Origin of the sequence: Streptomyces sp. AV19 (assembly GCF_015999245.1) — a bacterium.
In the GTDB taxonomy this organism is placed as follows: Bacteria; Actinomycetota; Actinomycetes; order Streptomycetales; family Streptomycetaceae; genus Streptomyces.
The window spans coordinates 888,400-896,844 of record NZ_JAEAMR010000010.1 but is presented as its reverse complement, the minus strand read 5'-3'; the positions used below and the strand labels follow the sequence as shown (position 1 = coordinate 896,844).

5 protein-coding genes are annotated in these 8,445 nt (G+C 74.1%); 3 read left to right on the top strand and 2 right to left on the bottom strand.

Annotated elements, in window-relative coordinates; genetic code table 11:
• Positions 1-426: 426 nt before the first annotated feature.
• Together I5Q34_RS22520 and ptsP are read left to right on the top strand one after the other, a co-directional pair.
• On the top strand, positions 427-876 hold the full coding sequence (locus I5Q34_RS22520; RefSeq protein ID WP_199894104.1) for a PTS glucose transporter subunit IIA: 450 nt from the start codon (positions 427-429) through the stop codon (positions 874-876).
• Between the two features lie 77 nt (positions 877-953).
• Entirely contained in the window at positions 954-2,624 is a 1,671-nt protein-coding gene (gene ptsP, locus I5Q34_RS22515; RefSeq protein ID WP_199894323.1) for a phosphoenolpyruvate--protein phosphotransferase, read from the top strand.
• A 63-nt stretch (positions 2,625-2,687) separates the two neighbouring features.
• Here ptsP and I5Q34_RS22510 read toward each other — a convergent pair whose 3' ends face one another.
• Together I5Q34_RS22510 and I5Q34_RS22505 are read right to left on the bottom strand one after the other, a co-directional pair.
• Entirely contained in the window at positions 2,688-3,584 is an 897-nt protein-coding gene (locus tag I5Q34_RS22510; protein ID WP_199894103.1) for a hypothetical protein, read from the bottom strand.
• A gap of 82 nt (positions 3,585-3,666) precedes the next feature.
• On the bottom strand, positions 3,667-5,679 hold the full coding sequence (locus tag I5Q34_RS22505; protein WP_199894102.1) for an acetoacetate--CoA ligase: 2,013 nt from the start codon (positions 5,677-5,679) through the stop codon (positions 3,667-3,669).
• 220 nt (positions 5,680-5,899) lie between these two features.
• Here I5Q34_RS22505 and I5Q34_RS22500 point away from each other — a divergent pair, with 220 nt between their 5' ends.
• Complete coding sequence (locus tag I5Q34_RS22500; protein WP_199894101.1) at positions 5,900-8,290, top strand: glycoside hydrolase family 31 protein; 2,391 nt, start codon at positions 5,900-5,902, stop codon at positions 8,288-8,290.
• The last annotated feature ends 155 nt before the right edge of the window (positions 8,291-8,445 follow it).

Here is an 8,445-nt window from a genome sequence, read left to right as displayed (position 1 = left end):
TGGCACGCTGTTGAGTTCTCAAGGAACGGACGCTTCCTTCGTACTCACCGAGACTTACTCTCGGCTTTCCTCCGGGCGCTTCCCTTCGGTGTTTCACACTCTATCAGGCGTTTTCCGTCTCTCTCGCCACCCGCTTTCCGCATGCAAAAGCACACGGGCAGACAAAGGCAGTCCCAAGAGGGGATCACTTCTGAATGGAGTGCCGCCCTCGCCTCGCCCGCAGTCGCTGCGGGCCCCGGTCGTGGGCAGGGATCCGACAGTACAGGCCCTCGGCGCGACGAGGCAAATCGGTTACGGAGCGCACCGGACGGGGGCGGACGCACTCGTGCGGAACCCTCAGTTCCTATGACTTAGGCTCTGATCAGTGCGCCGTCCAGGACAGGTAGTGACGGTGCGTGATGAATCTCCACCCCTGGGAGGCTTCCCATGACCACCGTGACGTCCCCGATCGCCGGACGTGCCATCGGACTCGCGGCAGTGCCCGATCCGGTCTTCTCCGGCGCGATGGTGGGTCCCGGTACCGCTGTCGACCCGGTGCGCGAGCCCTCCGAGGCCGTCGCCCCCGTCGACGGCGTCATCGTCTCGCTGCACGCCCACGCGTTCGTCGTCGTCGACGCCGAAGGACACGGCGTCCTGACGCACCTGGGCATCGACACCGTTCAGCTCAACGGCGAGGGCTTCGAGCTGCTCGTCAACAAGGGCGACACCGTGACGCGCGGCCAGGCCGTCGTGCGCTGGAACCCGGCCGCGGTCGAGGCGGCCGGCAAGTCGCCGATCTCCCCCGTGGTCGCCCTTGAGGCCACCGCCGACTCGCTCGGCGACCTGCGCGAGGACGGCGATGTCAAGGCGGGCGACCAGCTGTTCAGCTGGCAGTAGTTCGCAGTAACGGTTCAGCTGAACGCAATCAGGGACATACACCGGCTTCTGACGGTGGTCCCGTTCGAGAGGACATGATGGAGACAACGCTGCGAGGCGTCGGCGTGAGCCACGGTGTGGCGATCGGCGAGGTCCGGCACATGGGCACGGCGGTGCTGGAGCCGCCGGCCAAGCAGATTCCGACGGACGAGGCGCCGCGCGAACAGGGGCGCGCGCGCCAGGCCGTGGAGGCTGTGGCCGCCGACCTGATCGCGCGGGGCAACCTCGCCGGCGGCGAGGCCCAGCACGTGCTCGAGGCGCAGGCCATGATGGCCCAGGACCCGGAGCTGATGGCCGACGTCGAACGGCGCATCGCCGTGGGCAGCACCGCCGAGCGCGCGGTGTACGACGCCTTCGCCGCCTACCGGGCGCTGCTCGCCGGAGCCGGCGAGTACCTGGCCGGCCGGGTGGCCGACCTCGACGACGTGCGCAACCGCATCGTCGCCCGTCTGCTGGGCGTGCCGATGCCGGGCGTGCCCGACAGCGACGAGCCCTACGTGCTGATCGCCCGGGACCTGGCCCCCGCCGACACGGCGCTGCTGGACCCGACGCTGGTGCTGGGCTTCGTGACCGAGGAGGGCGGGCCCACCAGCCACAGCGCCATCCTGGCGCGCGCCCTGGGCGTGCCCGCGGTCGTGGCGCTGCCGGGTGCGGGCGAGCTGGCCGAGGGCACGGTCGTGGCCGTGGACGGCAGCACTGGTGACATCTTCGTCAACCCGAGCGAGGAGAAGCGCGCCGAGCTGACCCGCGCCGCCGAGGACCGCAAGGCCGCGCTCGCCGCGTCGTCCGGCCCCGGTGCCACCTCCGACGGGCACAAGGTGCCGCTGCTCGCCAACGTCGGCGGTCCCGCGGACGTCCCGGCGGCGGTCGAGGCGGGTGCGGAGGGCGTCGGCCTGTTCCGCACCGAGTTCCTCTTCCTGGACGACAGCGCGAAGGCGCCGTCCGAGGAGAAGCAGGTCGAGGCCTACCGCAAGGTCCTGGAGGCCTTCCCGGAGGGCCGGGTCGTGGTGCGCGTGCTGGACGCGGGCGCCGACAAGCCGCTGGACTTCCTGACGCCGGCGGACGAGCCCAACCCGGCGCTGGGCGTGCGGGGTCTGCGGACGCTGCTGGACCACCCGGAGGTGCTGCGCACCCAGCTCACCGCGCTGGCCAAGGCCGCCGAGGGGCTGCCGGTCTACCTCGAGGTCATGGCCCCGATGGTCGCGGACCGCACCGACGCCAAGGCGTTCGCGGACGCGTGCCGCGAGGCCGGGCTGCAGGCCAAGTTCGGCGCCATGGTGGAGATCCCGTCCGCGGCGCTGCGGGCCCGCTCGATCCTCCAGGAGGTCGAGTTCCTCTCGCTGGGGACCAACGACCTGGCGCAGTACACCTTCGCGGCGGACCGTCAGGTCGGTGCCGTGTCGCGCCTCCAGGACCCGTGGCAGCCTGCGCTGCTCGACCTGATCGCGGCGTCCGCGGACGCCGCGAAGGCCGAGGGCAAGAGCTGCGGCGTGTGCGGCGAGGCCGCCTCGGACCCGCTGCTCGCCTGTGTGCTGACGGGTCTCGGGGTGACCAGCCTTTCCATGGGCGCGGCCTCGATCCCCTACGTCCGTGCCACGCTGGCCAAGCACACGCTCGCCCAGTGCGAGCGGGCGGCGGCCGCGGCCCGTGCGACGGACACGGCCGAGGAGGCCAGGCTCGCCGCGCAGGCGGTGCTGTCCGGCGAGTGAGCCGACGCGTCAGGTGAGTTGAGAGGGGTGCCCCGCCGGTGCGGCGGGGCACCCCTTTCGTCGTCATGTCTCCTGGGCGTCCTCCTCGTCGAGGGCGATGCCCGCCTCGTACGTGACGCCGTGCTCGGGCGGGACGGGCTCGCCGGTGACCGGGTCGGTGCAGTAGGCGGAGAAGACCTCGGCCTCGTTCAGCGGGCGGGGCCTGCCGCGGCGCAGGCTCCAGCCCCTGACCGTGGTCGTCCCTCCGGTGCGGTGGGTGCGGGCGACGATGCCCCCGGGGCGGTCGGTGGCGATGCCCGCCGCCAGGACCGTGCAGAAGAGCAGGGCGGCCGGCTCGTCCAGCCGCAGGCCGCCGTCGTCGTCGCAGGCGGCCTGGAGCAGGGCGACCAGCGGGGCGCCGCCGTCGGTGGGGACGGTGCATACCAGGTGGTGCGTCCCCGTGCCCAGCGCTTCGAGGATGCGGCGCAGGATGCGCGAGGCGCGGGCGAAGGGCTCCCGCCCGGGATCCTCCCCGCAGCCGGCGCAGCCGCCCCGGGCCAGCAGCTCCGTCGCGTGCCCCCAGGTCGCCTGCCAGTCCGCCTCCTCGACGAGGCGGGGCAGCAGGCGGGCGACGGGCTGGCCCTCGTAGACGAGGGTGCTGCCGGTGGCGGCGAGCTCGGCGGCGTACCGGGTGCGGCTGCCGGCGCTGTCCGGGTCGAGGCCGGACCGTTCGCAGTAGTCGGCGAATTCCGCCGGGTCGAACAGGGCGACGCTGGTGTGCGTGCCCCGGGCGGCGAGGGCGCGGAGCAAGCCGTCCACGTGCCGCAGGTAGGCCGGGTGGTCGTCGAAGCCGAAGCTCGGGTATCTCCGCATCGCGGCGAAGTCCCGCTCGTCGGCCAGGACGGCCACCGTGCTCGGGACCTCCCTGCGCAGTCTCCGGCGTGCGCTCTGCCGCTCCCGGATGTCGTCGGTGCGCGCCATCTTTCCCACTCCCCCTCAACGCTGTGTGTCCAGTGCTCACTCACCGTAACCGAGGGCACTGACAATGCGTCGGGGCAGTGGTTCAGGCGCGGTCGCGGGCCTTGGCGAGGTCCTCGTAGAAGCGCAGCAGCTCGACGTCGTCGACCGAGCCGGGGTTGACGGCCTTCTCCAGCGGCGTGCCCTGGAGGAGGCGCTTGACGGGGACTTCGAGGCGCTTGCCGGTGAGGGTGTGGGGGATGCCCCGGACCGCCACCACCTCGTCGGGGACGTGCCGGGGGGAGAGCTGTGTGCGGATGGTGCTCTTGATGCGGCCGAGGAGGTCGTCGTCGAGGGCGGCGCCGGGGGCGAGGTGGACGAAGAGCGGCATCCAGTAGCCCCCGTCGGGCTCCTCGACGCCGATGACGAGGGACTCGCGGATCTCGGGGAGCCGCTCGACGGCCTCGTAGATGTCGGCCGAACCCATGCGCACGCCCTGCCGGTTGAGGGTGGAGTCGGAGCGGCCGTGGATGACGACGCCGCCGCGCGAGGTGAGGGTGATCCAGTCCCCGTGGCGCCAGACGCCGGGGAACGTCTCGAAGTAGCTCTCGCGGTAGCGCCGGCCGCCGGGGTCGTTCCAGAAGCGGACCGGCATGGACGGCATGGGGCCGGCGATGACCAGTTCGCCGACCTCGTCGGTCACGGGTCCGCCCGCCGCGTCCCACGCCTGGAGGTCCGTGCCGAGGCCCGGCGCCTGGAGTTCGCCGACGTACACCGGCAGCGTCGGGACGGCTCCGGCGAAGCAGCTGCACACGTCCGTGCCGCCGCTGACGGAGGCGATCCACATGTCCTCGGCGACCTCGTCGTGGATCCACCGGAAGCCGTCCGGCGGCAGCGGCGAACCGGTCGTCGCGACGCACCGCACGCGGGAGAGGTCGAAGTCGCGGCCGGGCCGGACGCCGGCCTTGCGGCAGGCCATGACGTAGGCGGCGGAGGTGCCGAAGAGGGTGGTGCCGGTGCGTTCGGCGACCCGCCACTGGGCGGCGGTGTCGGGGTGGCCGGGGCTGCCGTCGTACAGGACGACGGTGGCGCCCACCAGCAGGCCGGAGACGAGGAAGTTCCACATCATCCAGCCGGTGGAGGTGTACCAGAAGAACCGGTCGCCGGGGCCCAGGTCGCAGTGGAGGGCGAGCTGTTTGAGGTGCTCGACGAGGATGCCGCCCTGGGACTGGACGATGGCCTTGGGCAGGCCGGTCGTGCCGGAGGAGTAGAGCACCCACAGCGGGTGCTCGAAGGGCAGCTGCTCGAAGACCGGCTCGACCTCGTCGGAGGTGAGCGCGGACCACTCCAGGGCGCCCTCGGGGGCGGGCGTGCCGAGCAGCGGGACGTGCACCACGGCGCGCAGGGTGGGCAGTTGCTCGCGGAGCTCGGCCACCACGGCGGCGCGCTCGTGCCGCTTGCCGCCGTAGGTGTAGCCGTCGACGGTGAACAGGACGACGGGTTCGACCTGCTGGAAGCGGTCGAGGACGCTGCGGGCGCCGAAGTCGGGCGCGCAGGAGGTCCACACGCCGCCGACGGCCGCGGTGGCGAGCAGGGCGACGACGGCCTCGGGGATGTTGGGCAGGTAGCCGCTGACCCGGTCGCCGGGCCGGACGCCCAGCCGGCGCAGGGCGGCGGCCAGCGAGCCGACCCGGGCGCGGAGTTCGGCCCAGGTGACGGGGCGCGGCTCGTGGGTCTCGTCGGTGTGCAGCAGGGCCGGTTCGCCGGCGCGGGCGGGGTCCTCGGCCGCGCGCAGGGCGTGCTCGGCGTAGTTGAGGGTGGCGCCGGGGAACCAGGTGGCGCCGGGCATGGACCGGTCGGCGAGGACGCGGGTGTACGGGGTGGAGAAGCGCACGTCGCACCATTCGGCGACGGCCTGCCAGAAGCGCTCGGGCTCGGCGACGGACCAGCGGTGCAGCGCGGCGTAGCTCGCGACGGGGTCGCCGGGCACGGGGGCGGGGGCGCCGTACCGCTCGGCCGCCCGGGCGTGGAAGCGGGTGACCTGGGCGCGGGCAACCCGGTCGGCGTCCGGCCGCCACAGGGGCTCCGGCTGTTCGGCGGGCTGCGGTGCGGTGGTCATCGGCTGCTCCCGGCTCTGCGCGTCGTGGGCGGGGCCGCGCTGGGGGTGCCCCCTCTGGGGGACGAGTGGGCGCGGGTGCGCGGCTGCCCAGGACGATGCCATGTGATCGACTCCCGCACCAGGGGAGTTGGCTCACATCCGGCGCGTACCGCACCCTTGCCGGGGTGAACGGCGGCCGAACGCGCTCCGCCCGGTGGTCGGCCGGTGGCAGGGTGAGCGCATGGATGCGCATGACCTGGAACGGTCGGTCAAGTGGATGACGTCGTTCAGGACGGTGGGGGCGGCGCGGGTGCTGCGTTCGGTGCGGGCCGCGTGGTGGCGGCGGCGCGCGGACGGGGCGGGGCTTTCGGGGCCGGGGCCCGAGCGGGCGCGGGTGCCCGGTGCGGTGCGGGGTGCCGAACCGGCGCCGGGCGGGGGGCTGGTGCACTTCGCCCGGTCGTCGCTGCGGGTGCGGGTGGCGGCGGGGGGCGCGGTGTTCTGCGGCTGGGACGGGGCGGCGCCGGAGCCCTCGTACGCGCTGGCCGGGCCGGTCCCGGAGGCGGACGAGCGGGCGGTGCTGGAGCCGGACCGGGACGGCGGCTGGCGGGTGGTGTCCGAGCGGGTGCTGGTGGTGGTGTCCCGGCACGGGGCGGTGGAGGTGCGCACGCCGGGCGGCGTGGTGCTCCGGCGCGACCACCCGCCGCGCTGGTGGGACCCGGTGGAGCCGGCGGCGGACGGGGCGGGGCCGCGCTGGGCGCAGCGCTCCGAAGTCCCGGCGGACGCGCGGTTCTTCGGCCTGGGCGGCCGGTCGGCGGGGCCGCGGCTGCGGGACGGGGTGTACCGGCTGTGGAACGAGGATCCCGGCGGCTCGTTCGGCCCCGGGGACGATCCGCTGTACATCACCATGCCGGTGCAGCTGGTGGTGGCCGACGCCGGGACGCACCTGGTCTTCCACGACAACCCGTGGGACGGGCGGGTGACGCTGTGGGAGGGCGAGGAGGGCGCGGGGTCGGGGCACGACCGGCCGGGCCGGTGCGAGGTGCGCGTGGGCGGCGGACCGCTGCGCTCCTGGGTGATCACGGGCCCGCCCGCGCGGGTGCTGCGCGGCTGGGCGGCGCTGACGGGCGGCGCGGCGGTGCCGCCGGCGTGGGCGCTGGGGCCGCAGCACGCGCGCTGGGGGTTCGGTGACGAGGAGGAGGTGCGGCGGGTGGTGGCGGGGTACCGGGAGCGCGGACTGCCGCTCTGCGCGGTGCACCTGGACATCGATCACTACCGGGGGCACCGGGTGTTCACGGCGGACGGCGAGCGGTTCCCCGATCTGCCCGGGCTGGCGGCCGAGTTGAGGGAGGAGGGGGTCCGGCTGGTGTCGATCGTGGATCCCGGGGTGAAGGCGGAGCCGGGGTGGGAGGTGTTCGACGGGGGGATGGCCGCGGACGCGTTCGTCCGCGACGCGCGGGGGCGGGTGGTGCGCGGCGAGGTGTGGTCCGGGACGTCGGTCTTCCCCGACTTCACCGATCCGCGGGCGCGGGAGTGGTGGGGCGGGCTGTACGCGGAGCGGCTGGCGCGGGGCTTCTCGGGGTTCTGGCACGACATGAACGAGCCGTCCGCGTTCACCGCGTTCGGCGAGCCGACGCTGCCGCGGTCGGCCCGGCACGCGCTGGACGGCGCGGGCGGCGACCATCGCGCCGCGCACAACGTGTACGCGCTGGGCATGGCGCGGGCCGGGTACGAGGCGCTGCGCGCGCTGCGGCCGGACGAGCGGCCGTTCCTGTTCTCGCGTTCCGGCTGGGCGGGGATGCAGCGGTACGGGGGGACGTGGTCGGGGGACGTGGTGACGGGCTGGCCCGGGCTGCGGGCGTCGCTGTCCCTGGTGCTGGGCCTGGGGCTGTGCGGGGTGCCGTACTCGGGGCCGGACGTCGGCGGGTTCACGGGTTCGCCGTCGCCCGAGCTGTATCTGCGCTGGTTCCAACTGGGCGCGTATCTGCCGCTGTTCCGTACGCATTCGGCCATCTCGGCGGGGCGGCGGGAGCCGTGGGAGTTCGGGAGGGAGGTGCTGGAGCACGCGGGGGCGGCGCTGCGGGAGCGGATGCGGCTGCTGCCGTACTTCGTGACGCTCGCGCATCTGGCGCGGCTGACGGGGGCGCCGTACGTACGGCCGGTGTGGTGGCGCTCGCCGGAGGACCGGGCGCTGCGGGACTGCGAGGACCAGTTCCTGCTGGGGGACGCGTTGTTGGTGGCGCCGGTGCTGGAGCCGGGGGTGGAGCGGAGGGCGGTGCGGTTGCCGCGGGGGCGGTGGTACGACGTGGTGACGGGGCGGGCGTACGAGGGGCCGGGGCAGGTGCTGCTGGATGCGCCGTTGTCGCGGATTCCGGTGTTGGTGCGGGCGGGTTCTGTGATTCCGGTGGTGGCTTCACCGTCCGGGGCGGAGCCCGTGTCCGGAGCGTGCGGTGAGGTGGAGGTGGAGCTGGAGGTGTGGGCGCCGGCGGTGGGGCGTGCCGGGGGTGGGGTGGTGGTCGCCGAGCCTTCGGAGGAGGTCGTGCGGTTTGCCGTGGGGTGGCGGGACGGGGTTGTGGTGGTGGAGCGGGAAGGTGGGGGTGGGGTGGGGTATCCGGTGCGGGTTCGGGGGGTTTGAGGGAGTTTTGCCCCGGTCCCTCCCCCAGAGGGGGTACCCCCACTTTCACCGTTTCTTCGCGCTCCGCGCGGATGCAACGCGGCTGCGCCGCATTCGTCCTCAAGCGCCGGACGGGCTGGATTCCGCGCGCGCGGAATCCAGCCCGTCCGGCGCTT

Coding starts and splice junctions, on each gene's coding strand:
- I5Q34_RS22520 (WP_199894104.1), top strand. CDS start 427: ATGACCACCGTGACGTCCCCGATCGCCGGACGTGCCATCGGACTCGCG.
- ptsP (WP_199894323.1), top strand. CDS start 954: ATGGAGACAACGCTGCGAGGCGTCGGCGTGAGCCACGGTGTGGCGATC.
- I5Q34_RS22510 (WP_199894103.1), bottom strand. CDS start 3,584: ATGGCGCGCACCGACGACATCCGGGAGCGGCAGAGCGCACGCCGGAGA.
- I5Q34_RS22505 (WP_199894102.1), bottom strand. CDS start 5,679: ATGACCACCGCACCGCAGCCCGCCGAACAGCCGGAGCCCCTGTGGCGG.
- I5Q34_RS22500 (WP_199894101.1), top strand. CDS start 5,900: ATGGATGCGCATGACCTGGAACGGTCGGTCAAGTGGATGACGTCGTTC.